Raw genomic sequence first — 14,848 nt, 5'->3', positions numbered from 1 at the left:
ATCTTGAAGGATCAATTGCATTTCAATTATTCCAATTCTGGATTCAGGTTTTCTTGTAATTTTTTGCTGTACCTATTAATTTTTAGTTGCAGTAACAATACCATTGCAATAAAGGAAACCAAAATTATAATCAATAAGATCTTAATTTCTGGAGCAATAGCCGAAATGTCTCCTCCATAAAAAGCTATTTTCCTAAATCCACTTAAAAATTGCGTTAATGGAATGAATTGAGCGACATTAGATATAGCATTTGGAAACGCTAAAGTTGGCCACGAAAAACCACTAAGTATAAAAGCCGGAGTAGAAATCACCATTAAGAGTTCGGTAGCTTTTAATTGACTCGGAATGGCAATTGAAAACAACATGCCTATAAACATGGACGCTAATGTTAAGAGCGTGACTAAAATTAGCATGGGAAAGTTAAAGACATCGGCTTCAATTTGAAAATAAGGAATAAATAGACTTACAATTGTCCACATTATTGGTATCATTAAAAAAAATGGTGTCGATTTTAAAGCAATATGATACAAGGAAAGCTTGCTTTCTTTTATTAGAGTGCCAAAATAATCATCTTCATAATCCCTTGAAAAAACCAAGGCCATGGCTAAAAATATGATTTGCTGCATGATGGCTGCGAGGATACCTGGCAGCATGAAGGTTACATAGTTTCCTGAAGAATTGTAAAGCTTGTTAAAATTAATTTTGAAACTTTCATAGGCCGCAGTCGCTTGAGTAGGGTGTAGGCCTGTTTTCTTTAGCCCTTCAATTTCAATTCCGGCATTAAGCGTCATTAAAACGGACTGAATGGCTTTACTCGCTGTATTGGCATTTACGATGTTTGCCATATTTAAATCAACGCGTATTTCGGGATGTCTTTTTTGAAAAATATCGGCTTCAAAATGCGTTGGAAGTGTAATAACAGCTGCATATTGCTTTATTGGCATTTCTGCAAGAATATTTCCTGGAGTGAAGCGCACATCGCTTACTAATAAGACTTCATTATCTGAAAAAGCATCAATTATCTTATCTGAAGCAGGGCTGTTGTCTTGATCTACAATCACAATGGGTAAGTTTACGACTTTCCCTTGTTGATAGACGTAGCCAAATAAAACCCCATAGAATATAGGTGCGCCAATAAAAATGGCGAGCAAGACGTTATTTGAAAAAATACGTGAAAACTCTACTTTAACTAATCTAAAAAAATCTTTCATAGCTTTATTGCTTAAGGAGAATAGTTGCATTTAGAAAATAGGATTGGTCCGCTTGATTTGAAGTAGGAACAATCTTTAATTCATAAATAGATTCGTTTAAATCATACAATGGTGCTGTGCTTGTAATGTCGGCATAATTAGCTAGTTGTTTTATAGCGGTAATTTCACCTTCCGTTTCTTTTTTCGTATACGGATTAACTAGTGTTATCTTTTTGCCTACTTTAAAATCATATATTTTTGATTCTGGTACAGTAAATCGAAAATACAGGCTGCTTTTTTCATATCCATTGAACAATGTAAAGCCAGGAGTTAATAATTCGCCCACTTGAAGGCTTATCGTCTCAATAGTCATGTTTGTAGGAGCTATTAAGTATTTTTCACTTTCAGCAGAAAGCACTTCTTCTTTAGCACCAACAGCCCGATCTAATTGTCCCTTAGCTTGATCAATTTGCTCAATTCTTGCACTTTGGCTCACCTCTTTTCGTTTGGCATTTAATGAAGCTACTTGTGCTTTTGCCATTTCGAGTTTCATTCTTACTTCATCTAATTGCTGTAAACTGACAAGCGAATCTTTGTACATGGCTTGGAGTCTATTATACGATTCTTTTGCAAAATTTAGTTGAGCTTTTCCAGCATCAATTTGACCGTCAATTTGATTTAATTGATCTGCAGTAGCTCCTTTATTGGCCATATTTAACTGCCCTTTTGCCGAGGTTATTGCACCTTCAGCCTGCATCATTTTTGCATTTACCTCTGGGATATCTATATAGGCCAGCGTGTCTCCTTTTTTGACTGTTTGGCCTTCTTCAACATAAATTTTGCTAATGCGTCCTGCGAGTTTACTACTCACAGATAGCGTTTCAAATTTTACTTTCCCTCTGTATTCTGTAATTTTTTCATTACTGCAAGAGCTAACAACCGTCATTACAATGCTTAAACTAACTATTTTTATTGTTGATTTCATTTTTAAACTTTTATCAGGTTATTAATAATTAAGTGCTCCTTTAGCATAAAGAAGATTTGTAACAGCTCTTCGTTGATTGTAATAGGATTCTTGTAATTTAAAATTTGCTTTTTCCAAATCATTTAAAGCATCTAGTACCTCTTTTATCGATGTTAGATTATTTCGGTATTGTTTATCAATCATTTGATACGTGTCATTAGCCAATTCAATTTCTTTCTGAATCATTTCCGTGTTTTGTAATGACGATTCATAGGTCAACTCCGCCTTGATGACGCTTAAGGCAATCATTTCATTAGCATCTTCTATTTGCTCGCCATATTTCTGGCTTTCAATAATCGATTTTTTACTTTTCAATTTTGATTGATTACCATCAAATACATTCCATTTTATTCCAGCAGCAACATACCATTTTGGATCTAACAAGGATAAATCATCTTCTAAAAATTCATAATGACCTTTAATAGCAAGTTTGGGTATGAAGTTGCTTTTTTCCATTTTAGATTTATAAAGTGTAGCTTTTTCCCCTTCCTCAAGCGCTTTAATTTCGTTTCTCTTTTCAGATTTTGTCATGGAATCGTTAGTGAAAGGCTGTAATTGGGGATCAAGCAAAGTTAATTTCTCCTTGCTTTCATTAGTCAGTTGGTGCAGCACTTCTATTAATAACTTTTTATTCTGATTGTATTCTAACATTTTCCCAGCCAATTGTTGCTGTGCTAGTTCAATTTTTTTACGTCCAATGGGTGTGGCTAAACCATTTTCTATCGCTTTTCTAACATAGTGCTCTTGTTGCTTTAAGTAGTTTTCAGATGTTTGTAGGACGCGTTTAGAGGCGTAAACTAACGCCAGTTTATCATACGTTTCTATTATGTTTATTGCTATTTTATCCTTTTCGGCCATAGCCAAATAATTTATAGAGGCCTCTTTGTGCTTGCTTGCTTTGAGTGCGTTACTTGCTTCAAATCCACTAAATAGAATCCAGTCTACATCCATCGACGATTTCAAGATGTCCTTGTTTTGCAAGTTAGGAGCAGGCTTTAACGGAATGCCTTGCGGAAAAGCGCTGTTAAAAGGAATCCCTGCTGCCTCTTTAATAAGAAGTTTTTGGGTGGCCAACAAAAGATTTTGGGTGTCATTGTCAAAAGTGATGTCGTCATCTAATCGAGTGTAACTTCCGTTAAAGGTTACTTTAGGAAGAAATACTGACTTTGCCATTTTTTGATCAATAGTAGCCTGCTCTTTATCAAAATTTTTGATGTTTATACTGTGACTTTTGTCGAGTCCTTTGTTTATAAGGTTTTTAAGAACTGGATCTAATTGCTGTGCTATAGATAGTGATGGAACGAACCATGCAAAAGCTATCAATAGAATACTTAGTCTTGATGTGTTTATTTGCATTGTAAATGGTATTGATTTATTAATACAATACAAATGTACAGAGAATAGTAAAGTTTCCTTTTGACCTATATCAAAAAGTAAAAATCAAGTTTATTTAAGTTAATCATTTTTTCTTGTGCGACTAAGTGTTTCTTGTGTCATCCCAAGATAAGAAGCGATATAGCCTAAGGACACCCGATGTGAAATGTCGGGAAATTCAGTGAGCATATAATCATATCGCTCTTTTGCCGTTTGAAATTGGACCGCATTTAGTTTATGGATGATCTTGCTAAACATTTCTATAGACAACAACCTAATGAATTTTTCCATTTTGTGGTATTTAGCTAACAGTAAGTCCATTTTTACTTTAGTAATACTATACAATATGGAATCTTCTAAAATCTCCATGTAGTAAAAGCTAGGGTTTTCTTGAAAAAAGCTATCTACGCTAGACATGAAATTACCATCTCCAAAAAACCATTGCGTTACTTCCTTCCCCTCTTTTTTAAGGTAATAACTTCTTCCAATGCCTTGTTCTACAAAATGTAATTTATTGCAAACCTGACCTTCTTTTAGTAACAGCTGATTTTTTTGGACGTATTCTTTTTCAAAATGAGAGAGTATATCATTTAGTTCATCAGGAGAAAAAGGCACGAACTTTAATATGGCATCAGTAATCATAAATGTTATTTTGTAAAAGTAATACAAGTAGTAAATGCCATCAAATATATACATCTTTTTCGTGCTAAATGTTATTGGCAGAATCAAGTTGTAGCAAACTATCGCAGTAATTTTGTAGAATAGCTGTTATGACCGAGGTCGTTTCTAGCCCGGATAGCAGTGGAAATCCTTTTTTATCCGCTTTTTAGCGGGAAAAAAGATTGAAACGAATAGCTGGAGATTGCTACAAATAAAAAAACCACGCCGAGACGTGGTTTTAAATTGTAACTTTTTGAGTGGATTAACAGTACTCGTTGTAAGCATCTTGTAGGTTCTCAGCAATCAATTCAGCTGGACGACCTTCAATGTGGTGACGCTCTAACATGTGCACTAATTCTCCGTTTTTGAACAAAGCCATTGCTGGCGATGATGGAGGAAAAGGGAACATGTGTTGTCTTGCAGCATCAACAGCATCTTTATCAACTCCTGCAAAAACAGTAATTAAATGATCTGGTTTTTTTGCTCCTTCTAAACTCATTTTAGCTCCCGGACGCGCATTTCTAGCAGCACAACCACAAACAGAGTTTACTACAACTAGCGTAGTACCTTCTAATTTCATTGCGTTTTCAACTGCTTCTGCACTATGTAAATCTTGAAAACCTGCCGCTGTCAATTCAGCTTGCATTGGGTTTACCATTTCTTGTGGATACATATCGTTATATTTTAAATATTAATTTTGAATGTGCAAAGTTACGAAGTTTATAAAGAACTCCATTATTTGCATTATAAAGTTTTGTTATTGTTTGATAGTCGTTTTTTAGGTCGTTTTACTAGTATAAATATAACGAATGCTTCTCACTAAGGCTTTGATAAAAAGTCGTTTGGGACATTTTAATATTACTTGAAGATCTTCCAGATAAGAGGTTTCTTCATCTAAGAATTTAAAAATCAAGGTTGGATTTCCTTTTTTGAACATAGCCGAAAAGATGCTTGCACCTAGTTCATTGTGTCGGTTTAAAATATCCAACAACAGCAAGTCGTAAAACCAAAACTTGGTCTTTTTGTGAAATTGTCGCAAATCCTTTCCTTCTTGAAGAAAGGCAACCAATTGAGTTGACTTCTTGTCGGAATTTTTGAAGGTATAGCCCGTACTTGCTTTTGTCCATCCTCCGGCAGTCCCTATATTCAGTACGCGATTGGTCGTTTTTTTCCAAAAAGGATAACAGGTCATGGGAATACTGCCTTGTTCTTTTTCGATTATTTCGAAATTGTGAATGCCGAGTTTCCGAATGTATTTTTCAATTTCCTGTTCGTATTCTTCTTTTGCCAAAAGATCGTGCGAAAACAAAGTGTATTCTAATAAAGCTTCGGTTGTTGAGGTAGGAAGTACATACATAAAGCGAGTATTGCCTTTTTGCTCCACCGAAAAATCCATGAAAGTCGCTTGATCTGGATTGAATACCGGCTCTTTACTTTTTATAAACCAACCGATAAAATGCTGTTGTAATACGGGATATTTGGTTTGATTTTCAATTTGGGCTTTGTTGTAAATACTATTGAAAACAGTAACGCAGGTATACGTTTCTTTTTCAGTGGCTACGAAAACGTGGTTGTCCAATTCATTTATATCAGTGACCTTTTGATTGACATAGCTGATGTTCTTTTCATTCAAAATAAACTCAAAAACTTGATTGTAGAAATCCAGTCCTTGAACCATGTTGTACTGATAAGGTTCTAAATCTAAATCGCGAGTAAAATCAGCATTGGCAAATAGTGCCGAATCCCATTTTTTTGAAATAGCAGGTTCCCAATTCCCTTTTTGGATGTTCCAGAAACACCAGGTGCGATCATTTGTCTTTTTCGAGTTCTCATCTAATAACAAAATGGTTTTATCCTTAAATGCTCCAGACTGCGCCATTTTATAGACTGTCATTAAAGCGGCTAAACCGCTGCCCGTAAAGATGTAATTGAAATGTTTCATACTATTTTGAAGAATTCTTCTCAAAAATAGGGAATTCTTTTATTTTCTCAAGGATAGAAAGGAGGTCTTTCGGTTTTAAATAGGACTGTTTCTGAAATAGAATCGAATAAGTGGAATCTAGAATAGTGAGCGTGGGATACACTACCTGATTCTCTACTGTTGCTAAAGCACTAGCTAATTCGTGGATTCCAGTGTTTTGCCCCGTTGGTTTGAACTGGAAAGTGTACTTGTTAAAATTGATGTCCTTTTTGCTTTCGGCATCGAATAAAACGAAGTAGAAATTCGCATTTAACTCGTTTATTAACTCTTTATTTTTAAAAGTGGTGTTTTCCATCATCTTGCAGTATTTACACCAATTGGTATGGACAAAAACAACAATGGGTTTTGGATTTTCTAGGGATAGTTGCTCCGCTTCTTCAAAAGAATACGCTTTCAACTGGGCGAAACCTGATGGAATCGCCAGCATAAATAAGAAGAATATTAGGAGTGATTTTTTCATTACCAGTTTTTTATTTTAATATATAAGTCATATAAGTTGTTGTCTGTAAAAAGAGTAAAATATAAGTTTTACTTTCCATATAGATAAAAGCTATGTTTTTCTATTTATAATGAAATGCCTTTCTCCACAATAAACGAATCTATGTTTCTATGTGTTTAAAAACTAAGCCCAATACAATTAAACTTACATGACTTATATGTTTAAAAATTACTTCAATGTATAACGCACCCCAAAAAAGCTGCGGATTCCTTGATTTGGACCATAAATATAACCTGGATCAAAGGTTAAACCATAAGGATTGTCTGCTGTTACCTGAGCATTTCCATTATTGTCATATTGTACATTCTTATCAAAAGGGTCATTTGCTCTCGCAATGATAAACGGATTTCCTTTGTTTGGTGTCCAATTTAATATATTCTTCACTCCTGCATATAATTCTAAATTCTTGAATTTATTAAACGTGAATTGGATATTTTGAACGCTCCAAGTAGGGGAATATTCCTTTCTAGGGTCCAATGCACTAAGCAGCGGTAGTCGCATCGGGCCATAAAGATTTCCGGTGTAGTCAATATCTAAAAACATTTTATTCAAGCGGTAGGATATGGCCCAAGTTCCGGTAAATCTTTCGGTTAGCAACTGTCTTGTTTTGATGTTGTTTTCTGTTTTAGTCACATCCATATAGGTAACTCCCAGAATCATTTTTAAACCGCTGTTGAAAACCAAATCGACATTGGTGCTGATTCCTTTTGTTACTGCATAACCGTCTAGATTTTTATATATAATTTGATTAGGATTGCTATCATAATCTGGAATAATAGAATTGGTAAAATGAGTGTACCAAGCCGTAGTTTCTAGTCCGATGAAGTTGCCGTTACTCGTGTAGATCTTCTTCAAATAGTTTAAATTAGCATTGTAGGAACGTTCCGGTTTTAATTCTTCTAATACAATTACATCGCGAGAACCCGTTAGCGCTGCATGTTCCTCGGTAAAAAGATTCACAATTCTAAAACCAGTTCCCGTATTAAATCGCAATACATTGTTGTCGTTAATCTTCCATTTGTAGGCTAGTCTCGGAGTAAAGATAGCGCCGTGATTGCTGTTGTAATCATAACGTGCTCCTAAAAGAACTTTGTGTTTTTCAGCTAAACTGATTTCGTCTTGTACAAATAGACTTGGAATCCAATTAATGTCTTCTTCGACTGTGGCAGTGGTGTTGTCATCATAGTATTGGTAACGTAAGGCAGTTCCAAAAAGCAAATCGTGACCGCTTAATTTTTTATCCCAAGTTAATTGTCCAAAACCAATGCGTTGTTTAGCTAGGTAGGGAATAGTACCATAAACGGAGTTTTGGTCGTGATCCGTATAAGAAAACGAAAACAACATTTTTTCCGCAATAGGAAGTTCGTAAGCACCGAGTAATTCCCAACGCTTGGTATAAATGCTTTCTCCGTATACTTCGCTACCGCCACGGTATTTTTTCTCCCATTGCAATTCGCCTCCCCAACGGTCTTCATAAAAATAACGTCCCGCGAGAGAAAATAATTTGTTGCTTTTTCTGTTGAAATTCCATTTTTGAAAAACCGAAATCCGATCTTGTAAGGTTAAGTCGGTGAAGTTGTCTTTGTTATTGTCAATTGGGTTGCTGTAATTGAAATAATTAATTCCGGTTAAAACTGATGCCGCTTTACCAACATTCGCTTTAAAACCGATATCTACATTCACTTCGCCCCAATCAGTAGCAAAGGCATCTGCTGAAAAAACAGGGGCGTTTTTTGGGTTTTTAGTAATGATATTAATTAATCCTCCTACAGCTTCGCTTCCGTATAAAGAGGAAGCGGGGCCTTTGACAATTTCGATACGCTCTAACAAAGAGTTGGGGATTCCAGACAAACCATAAACTGTCGAAAGTCCGCTAACAATAGGCATTCCGTCAATTAAAACCAAAGTATAAGGCCCTTCAAGGCCATTGATATGGATGTCTCCTGTGTTGCAAACATTACAATTCAATTGCGGCCGCACCCCATTTACATTTTGTAATGCTTCAAAGATATTTGCCGTTGGGTTTTTCCGAAAAAATACGGGTTTATACACTTCAACGGGAACAGGACTTTCTAAACGGCTGACCGGTTTTAATGTTCCAGTGATGACAACCTCGTCAAGTGTGTTGTTTTCTTTTAGATTAAAATTTAAAATAACTTCGGTAGAATCTGCAATTGTGATGAATTGACTTTGGGATTTAAAACCAGTATAAGAAGCGACGACTTCATAGTTCCCTGATGGGATAGTACTAAATTGATACGAACCGTCATTTTTACTGCTGGTTGAATTCGTAGTGTTTTTCAACGCAATATTCGCCAGCTGCAAAGGCATACCTTCAGATGTTACGGTTCCTTTTATCGTGGTTTGAGCAAAGGAATTAGCACTGATTAGAACACAAAGTAATAAAATTAGATCTTTCACAATTATATTTTAGACGTGGTTTAATTAAATATTTAGACAAATCTAAAAATTATATTTGATATAACAAAAAAACATAATTACATTTGTCTCAAACAGTTGTGTTATGGGTAAGTCATTAGAGGAAGTAAACGAATCGGTTTCTACCCTAAATAAGAAGTCGGGTTTTAGGAAAATATTAGCTTTTTTTGGTCCTGCATACTTGATTAGTGTAGGCTATATGGACCCAGGAAACTGGGCGACTGATATTGCAGGAGGAAGCCAGTTTGGGTATTCCTTACTTTGGGTTTTATTGATGAGTAATATCATGGCCTTGTTGCTACAAAGTTTAAGTGCCCGATTAGGAATTGTTACCCAGCGTGATTTAGCGCAGGCTTCGCGGGAAACTTATTCGAAATTTATTAATTATATTCTTTATTTTTTGGCCGAAATAGCCATTGCCGCCTGTGATCTAGCCGAAGTGTTAGGAATGGCGATTGGTATAAATCTATTGTTTGGTATTCCGCTTATTGAAGGGGTGATGATTACAGTATTGGATACGTTTTTATTATTATTTCTTATCAATAAAGGTATCCGAAAAATGGAAGCTTTTATCATAGCATTGGTTATGGTAATCGGGGTTTCTTTTATTTTTGAAATGATTTTTGCACAACCAAAAATGGGAGAGGTAATCTATGGTTTAATTCCCTCGATGCCTAATGAAACTGCACTATACATTGCAATTGGTATCATTGGTGCAACCGTTATGCCACACAATTTATACCTGCATTCCTCTTTGGTGCAAACCAGAAAATTTGACAGAACTACTGCCGGAATTAAGCAGGCTTTAAAATATAATTTTATCGATTCGACGATTGCTTTGAATTTGGCTTTTTTCGTAAATGCAGCTATTTTAATTTTGGCGGCAGCCACATTCTATAAAGTCGGAATGTATAACGTGGCCGAAATCCAAGATGCACACAAGTTTTTAGCACCACTTTTAGGAACTAAATGGGCACCTATTTTATTTGCGGTAGCCTTGATTGCTGCAGGACAAAGTTCGACGATAACTGGAACTTTAGCCGGACAAATTATCATGGAAGGATACCTAAATTTAAGGATCCAGCCTTGGGTACGTAGAATTATCACTCGATTGATTGCGATTATTCCAGCAGTTGTAGTAATTAGTATTTTTGGAGAAGGGGTGACTGGAAAATTATTGATTTTGAGTCAGGTAATTTTGAGTTTGCAATTGGGTTTTGCTATCATTCCATTGATTCACTTCGTAAGTGATAAATCTAAAATGAGAGGGTTTCATATTGGTAGAACAACGCAAGTAGCCTCTTGGATTGTAGCTTCGGTTATTGTTGCACTAAATGGGAAATTAGTTTTGGATGAAATAAATGGCTGGTTAGAAGCTTCAGAAAACCCTATTATTTTATGGCTTACCGTTGTTCCATTGGCATTTAGCTTCTTGATATTGTTGCTATATATTGTATTTAAACCGTTTGTAACCAAATCAAAAATCGCAATTCAAAACCATTCGCCACACAATCTAAAATTGAAATTTTCTAAATTAGAAAGTTATGCTAAAAAAGATATTGTGGTTTCTGTGGATTTTTCGTCTGCCGATGAAATTGCATTAAATAGCGCTTTTCAATTAGGAGGGACAGAAGCTAATTATACGTTAATTCACGTGGTAGAAACTGTTGGAGCCTTGGTTTACGGCGAAAATATTGAAGATCATGAAACCTTAGTTGATGAGAAATTACTGGAAGAATACAGAGAAATTCTCGCCGAAAAAGGGTTTAAAGTTGCGATTCAACTCGGATTTGGTAAGCCAGATAAAGTGATACCGGAAATTGTGAACAAAGGGAATTTTGACGTTTTGGTCATGGGGACTCATGGTCATACGGGAATTAAAGATCTAATTTTTGGAACTACCGTAGACAAATTAAGACACAAGATTTCGATTCCATTGTTTATCGTTAAAAATTAAAATAATAAGGAGCTTAATCCCGCTCTCCGCTCTATCTTTATCTTTTTTAAAGAAAAAAAAGACAAAGGATGCCGCTGCTATCGGGGCTAAAAAAAATATAAAAATGACCTTTTCAGAAGAAAATTATCTTAAAGCCATATTCCATCTCACGGTGGTTTCTAACTCCGAAGTGAGCACTAATGCCATTGCCGAAATGATGGAAACCAAAGCATCTTCGGTAACGGACATGCTCAAGAAATTAGCCGATAAAGACTTAGTAAATTATAAAAAATACAGAGGCGTTTCTCTAACAGATCAGGGCAAGTTAGCCGCCAAAATGATTGTTAGAAAGCACCGACTTTGGGAAGTTTTCTTAGTAGAAAAATTAGATTTCTCTTGGGATGAGGTACATGATATCGCCGAACAATTGGAACACATAAAATCAGAGAAATTGATTAATAAACTGGACGATTTTTTAGGAAACCCTACTGAAGATCCTCATGGTGATCCAATTCCGAATGCCGAGGGGCAAATTTTAAAAATTGAAAAGCAATTACTTTCGGAACTGACTGAAAATCAAAAGGGAATATGTGTGGGAGTGAAAGATACTTCATCAGAGTTTTTGAAATATTTAGACAAACAAGGGATTGCTTTGGGTTCTAAAATTGAGGTGGTAAGTAAAGAAAGTTTTGATTTATCTGTAAAAATAAAAGTGGATGACAAGAGTTTGTCTATTTCGAATAAAATAGCCAGTAATCTTTTTGTACAGACAACCTAAACAAAAAGGTACTATATTTGAATTAATTAAATAAAACCAAATGAAAAATTTCCTTATTGTAATGTTGCTTGTTTTTAGTGTTTCGTTATTTGCTCAGACGGATCAAAATATCCGTTCGCTAAAAATTACTCAAAAGAAATGCCTTAAAAACAAAGGAACTAAACTGATTCTAAAAGAGGTACTTTCAGACTCCCGTTGTCCTGAAGGTGTACAATGTATTTGGGCTGGAGAAGCTAAAGTTGTTGTATCTGTTTATGAGGGGAAAAAATTCGTAAAGGATGAAGAATTAGTCATTTCTGGAAAAAATGAGCAAATAAATAAAGATTGGTTTATGAGTTACTTGCCTTTCAGTCAAAAAAATATAAAGAGCATCAATATTGTCCCTTACCCAAAAGAGGGTGTTAAGATTAATCCAAAAGAGTACTATATAAAAATAGGATACATTAAATAAGTAAATAGCCGCTCTTTAGCGGCTATTTACTTTTAGCTAACTTATTGAAGTGAAAGTGCATTGTTAATTATCATTTAACCAATTCAGTATGATGGGATATTTTACTTATTGTCACTTTTGAAGCCAATTAGTTTTCGGTATTTTTCAACGCTTTCCTCTAGCGCGTTCTCTAGTTCTTTATAGTGGGTGACGTCTTTTATATTCGCCACAGCGGCTATAACATAATTGTTTTCGTCTATTATTGGTCGGCCACTGATGATGACCCTTTTTTTGTTTTTTGTTTCTTGGTTTTCAATAATTACTTCTACATCAGCAGTTGACTCTCCTCTTAATGCTTTTTCTAACGGGAGGTTTTGTATAGGAAAAACTGTTTTAGCGTCAGGATAAAATAGGTCGTACTTAGTTGCCCAATCTAGAGTGGTTGAGGCCCCTTCTTCTTGGCTGACCCCGATAATCTCCTCTGCCATATGATTCGATAACACAATTCTTTTTTGAGTGTCAGTGACGATAATGCCTTCACCAATATTTTCTAGAATTAATTTTAACTTAAGTTCATTGAGACGCACTAGTCGATCTGCTTCTATTTTTTCGTTTTCTAGCTTTTTACTTAACGAAATATCTGTAATAAAAGCAATGAAGATATATTTACCTAAGACAGTGGCAGGAGATACTGTTAACTCAATATCAAACTCAAGGTTTTTATTGTTTAACGCAGTAATTTCCATAGTTTTATTAATAATAGTGGCCTCGCCAGTTTTTAGAAAATTTTGCAAACCATTAGCGAGATTTTCTTTGTGTTTTTCTGGCATAATCAATGCAACCATTGATTTTCCCAAAACCTCGATTGATGACCATCCAAATATTTGTTCGGCCTTTGGGTTCCATCTAATGATTTCTCCTTCTTCATTTATTACTATTAAAGCATCTGGAGCTTCATTAAATATGGTTTGCAATTGACTTTCGCTTTCTTTTATTTTTTGTTCAGCCTCTTTCCTCTCTGTAATATCTCGCATAATTGATTTGTACCCAGTTATTTTATTGCCTTCCCTTAGTTGCATGGAAGTTTGTTCAATCCATTTTTGTTCCCCAGATTTTGTAATAATAGGAAATGAAAATAGTGTTGCGTCAATTTTGTTTTTAAATTGATTAAAATAGAATTCAGTCACACGGTCTTTCCACTCTGGAGAAACAAAATCTATAAGATGTTTTCCTATTATTTCATTTTGAGAGTATCCAGTGAGTTTTTTACAGGCGGGATTGATGTAAGTGAAAAACCCTTTGTAGTTAGAAGTGTGGACAACATCGCTGACATCTTCCACTATTTCACGGTATTTTTCTTCGCTTGAACGTAGTGTTTCAATTGCTTCGGCTAATTGTGCGGTACGTTCCGCTACTTTATGTTCCAGTTCTTCATTTAGTTTTCGTATTTCATTTTCTGAAACTTTTCGTTCCGTAATATCATGAATAACAAGTACTCCGCCAGTTATCTCACCGGACGAATGCTGTAACGGTCTGGCAGTTGCAACCACAAATATTCCTTCAGGATTTTTATAATTTTGGATAAATATTTCTACATTATCCACTTCCTCACCATTCAGGGCTTTTACTAACGGAAGTTCATTAATATCAAAAACCACTTTTGTATCGGGTAGAAAGAAGCCGTAGGTTGCAGCCCATCGATCTTGTGGAATATCCATTGGCCCCATTCCAATTATTCTTTCACTGGCAGTATTCCAAATAATAAATTTACTGTTTTCATCAACCACAATTAAGCCGTCACCCATGTTTTGTATAACAGATTGTAAAAGTGTATTTTGCTTGTACAATTGTTCCTTTGAAACAGCGACTTCGTTATCTCTTTTTTCAATGGTTGACAGCATATCGTTAAGCCCTGTAGAAAGGATGCTAATTTCATCTTTGCCTTCTACAATCATTCGTATTTTATAATCGGCAGTATCCTTTATCGTTTGTATGGTTTTCACCAAGTTTAGAAGTGGTTTCGAAATGTATTTTTTGATTATCATAGCGATCAAAAAAGCGAGTCCGATTCCTACGACTAATAGTACAATCCCCAGATGCAAAATATCCATTTTTATTTTATTCAATTCTGAAAGTTCAAATCGAATAGCGACTAACCCAATGGTTTTATTGTCTTTTTTTATTTTGTTATAGACGAATAGATTTTCATTTGTATAGTTGAAATTTTTCTGGTTTTCTGTTGCGGTAGGGAACGGATAACCAGCAGCCGAACCTGCTTTCGTATAGGAGGCAAAAATGGCTCCTTTTTCATCAAATATGGTTGCGTTTAAAAGGTCTTTTTGCACTGTTAATTCAGAGAGGATTTTATTGGCAGCAGCATTATCTTGAAATTCTATGGCAGATATACTATTGAAACCTAAGACCTTTGCAATAGCGGTTGAACTAATTGCTTTTCGATCTTTAAAACCTTTAATGTCGATTAGTACAAAAGCAGTAATACAAAGACCTAGTACAAATGCAGAGGTAAATACCTGCAT

Annotated in this window: 12 protein-coding genes; 3 read left to right on the top strand and 9 right to left on the bottom strand. The window is 35.2% G+C overall.

What is annotated here, in order from left to right; translation table 11 throughout:
- Positions 1 to 26: 26 nt before the first annotated feature.
- The 8 genes from BMW63_RS00420 to BMW63_RS00385 all read right to left on the bottom strand — a co-directional run bounded on the left by BMW63_RS00420 (position 27) and on the right by BMW63_RS00385 (position 9,149).
- Positions 27 to 1,211, bottom strand: a complete 1,185-nt coding sequence (locus BMW63_RS00420; RefSeq protein ID WP_074721099.1) for an ABC transporter permease — start codon at positions 1,209 to 1,211, stop codon at positions 27 to 29.
- Positions 1,212 to 1,215: 4 nt separating this feature from the next.
- Positions 1,216 to 2,175, bottom strand: coding sequence for an HlyD family secretion protein (locus tag BMW63_RS00415; protein WP_074720131.1), 960 nt, complete (start codon positions 2,173 to 2,175; stop codon positions 1,216 to 1,218).
- A gap of 21 nt (positions 2,176 to 2,196) precedes the next feature.
- Positions 2,197 to 3,570 (bottom strand): TolC family protein, encoded by a 1,374-nt coding sequence (locus BMW63_RS00410; RefSeq protein ID WP_074720129.1) that lies wholly within the window; start codon positions 3,568 to 3,570, stop codon positions 2,197 to 2,199.
- A gap of 99 nt (positions 3,571 to 3,669) precedes the next feature.
- A complete protein-coding gene (locus tag BMW63_RS00405; RefSeq protein WP_074720127.1) occupies positions 3,670 to 4,230 on the bottom strand; it encodes a Crp/Fnr family transcriptional regulator in 561 nt (186 codons plus the stop codon).
- 280 nt (positions 4,231 to 4,510) lie between these two features.
- Complete coding sequence (locus BMW63_RS00400; RefSeq protein ID WP_074720125.1) at positions 4,511 to 4,921, bottom strand: BrxA/BrxB family bacilliredoxin; 411 nt, start codon at positions 4,919 to 4,921, stop codon at positions 4,511 to 4,513.
- 105 nt (positions 4,922 to 5,026) lie between these two features.
- Positions 5,027 to 6,190 carry a lycopene cyclase family protein gene (locus BMW63_RS00395; protein ID WP_074720123.1) on the bottom strand — a complete coding sequence of 388 codons (1,164 nt, stop codon included), beginning with the start codon at positions 6,188 to 6,190 and terminating at the stop codon, positions 5,027 to 5,029.
- Between the two features lies 1 nt (position 6,191).
- Positions 6,192 to 6,689, bottom strand: coding sequence for a thioredoxin family protein (locus BMW63_RS00390; RefSeq protein WP_074720121.1), 498 nt, complete (start codon positions 6,687 to 6,689; stop codon positions 6,192 to 6,194).
- A 207-nt stretch (positions 6,690 to 6,896) separates the two neighbouring features.
- Positions 6,897 to 9,149 carry a TonB-dependent receptor gene (locus tag BMW63_RS00385; RefSeq protein WP_074720119.1) on the bottom strand — a complete coding sequence of 751 codons (2,253 nt, stop codon included), beginning with the start codon at positions 9,147 to 9,149 and terminating at the stop codon, positions 6,897 to 6,899.
- Between the two features lie 103 nt (positions 9,150 to 9,252).
- On the opposite strand from BMW63_RS00385, the gene BMW63_RS00380 reads away from it, so the two are divergent.
- The 3 genes from BMW63_RS00380 to BMW63_RS00370 all read left to right on the top strand — a co-directional run bounded on the left by BMW63_RS00380 (position 9,253) and on the right by BMW63_RS00370 (position 12,332).
- Complete coding sequence (locus tag BMW63_RS00380; protein ID WP_074720117.1) at positions 9,253 to 11,124, top strand: Nramp family divalent metal transporter; 1,872 nt, start codon at positions 9,253 to 9,255, stop codon at positions 11,122 to 11,124.
- Positions 11,125 to 11,227: 103 nt separating this feature from the next.
- The gene (locus tag BMW63_RS00375) at positions 11,228 to 11,881 is read left to right on the top strand and encodes a metal-dependent transcriptional regulator (RefSeq protein WP_074720115.1); all 654 of its coding nucleotides are present in this window, start codon (positions 11,228 to 11,230) and stop codon (positions 11,879 to 11,881) included.
- 40 nt (positions 11,882 to 11,921) lie between these two features.
- Positions 11,922 to 12,332 carry a hypothetical protein gene (locus tag BMW63_RS00370; protein ID WP_074720113.1) on the top strand — a complete coding sequence of 137 codons (411 nt, stop codon included), beginning with the start codon at positions 11,922 to 11,924 and terminating at the stop codon, positions 12,330 to 12,332.
- 101 nt (positions 12,333 to 12,433) lie between these two features.
- Here the strand turns inward: BMW63_RS00370 and BMW63_RS00365 are convergent, their stop codons facing one another.
- A complete protein-coding gene (locus BMW63_RS00365; protein WP_074720111.1) occupies positions 12,434 to 14,848 on the bottom strand; it encodes a PAS domain S-box protein in 2,415 nt (804 codons plus the stop codon).

Origin of the sequence: Flavobacterium frigoris (assembly GCF_900111075.1) — a bacterium.
Taxonomy (GTDB): domain Bacteria; phylum Bacteroidota; class Bacteroidia; order Flavobacteriales; family Flavobacteriaceae; genus Flavobacterium; species Flavobacterium frigoris.
The sequence above is the reverse complement of the archived record's forward strand: the minus strand, read 5'-3'. Positions and strand labels throughout refer to the sequence as shown.

Coding starts and splice junctions, on each gene's coding strand:
- BMW63_RS00420 (WP_074721099.1), bottom strand. CDS start 1,211: ATGAAAGATTTTTTTAGATTAGTTAAAGTAGAGTTTTCACGTATTTTT.
- BMW63_RS00415 (WP_074720131.1), bottom strand. CDS start 2,175: ATGAAATCAACAATAAAAATAGTTAGTTTAAGCATTGTAATGACGGTT.
- BMW63_RS00410 (WP_074720129.1), bottom strand. CDS start 3,570: ATGCAAATAAACACATCAAGACTAAGTATTCTATTGATAGCTTTTGCA.
- BMW63_RS00405 (WP_074720127.1), bottom strand. CDS start 4,230: ATGATTACTGATGCCATATTAAAGTTCGTGCCTTTTTCTCCTGATGAA.
- BMW63_RS00400 (WP_074720125.1), bottom strand. CDS start 4,921: ATGTATCCACAAGAAATGGTAAACCCAATGCAAGCTGAATTGACAGCG.
- BMW63_RS00395 (WP_074720123.1), bottom strand. CDS start 6,190: ATGAAACATTTCAATTACATCTTTACGGGCAGCGGTTTAGCCGCTTTA.
- BMW63_RS00390 (WP_074720121.1), bottom strand. CDS start 6,689: ATGAAAAAATCACTCCTAATATTCTTCTTATTTATGCTGGCGATTCCA.
- BMW63_RS00380 (WP_074720117.1), top strand. CDS start 9,253: ATGGGTAAGTCATTAGAGGAAGTAAACGAATCGGTTTCTACCCTAAAT.
- BMW63_RS00375 (WP_074720115.1), top strand. CDS start 11,228: ATGACCTTTTCAGAAGAAAATTATCTTAAAGCCATATTCCATCTCACG.
- BMW63_RS00370 (WP_074720113.1), top strand. CDS start 11,922: ATGAAAAATTTCCTTATTGTAATGTTGCTTGTTTTTAGTGTTTCGTTA.
- BMW63_RS00365 (WP_074720111.1), bottom strand. CDS start 14,848: ATGCAGGTATTTACCTCTGCATTTGTACTAGGTCTTTGTATTACTGCT.